We start from the raw sequence: 537 nt of genomic DNA, 5'->3' as shown, positions 1-537 counted from the left end.
CGGACCACCGACCCCACCCGGACGGCGGATGCGCCCGGCGGGCGGCCCGGCGCCGGACGGCCCGGCTTCCAACCTTGGAAGCCGCAGGTCAGAGCATTGGTAGACCTCACCGTGACCTGGGCCTCCAAGGTTTTCACCAACCTTGGAGACCACCTACCGGCCCGGGGTGTTGCCCCGGTCGCGGGGGTCGTTGCCCCAGCGCAGGTGCGGCGGGAGCTGCTGGCCGAGCCCCGGGGCCGGCGGCTTCTTCGGCGCGGTCTTCTTCGACGGCCTGGCCGTGGTGCTGCCCGACCGGGCGGCCCGGGCCATCACCTCCCGGGCCAGGTCGGCCCGGACAGCGTCCTCCAGCTGGAGCCGCTCGGGCGGCGGCGCGGCGCGGCGGGCCTGCTCCGCGCGCAGCTGCTCGACCCCGCGCCGGGCCTTCCCCACCGACACCCGCAGCTCGTGCAGCGGCACCTGCTGCTCGATCTGCGCGAACCGGGCGCGCTGGGCGTCCTCCCGGATCGCGGCCCCCTCGGCCTCCGGCCACCCGCCCCC

General features: G+C 77.1%; 1 protein-coding gene. It reads right to left on the bottom strand.

The annotated features are described in order from the left end of the window. Positions 1–153: 153 nt before the first annotated feature. Positions 154–537 (bottom strand): hypothetical protein (locus ABD323_RS44990; RefSeq protein ID WP_344447724.1); only part of this gene is annotated, 384 nt, incomplete at its 5' end.

The organism is Kitasatospora nipponensis, assembly GCF_039528135.1.
Classification (GTDB): domain Bacteria; phylum Actinomycetota; class Actinomycetes; order Streptomycetales; family Streptomycetaceae; genus Kitasatospora; species Kitasatospora nipponensis.
The sequence above is the reverse complement of the archived record's forward strand: the minus strand, read 5'-3'. Positions and strand labels throughout refer to the sequence as shown.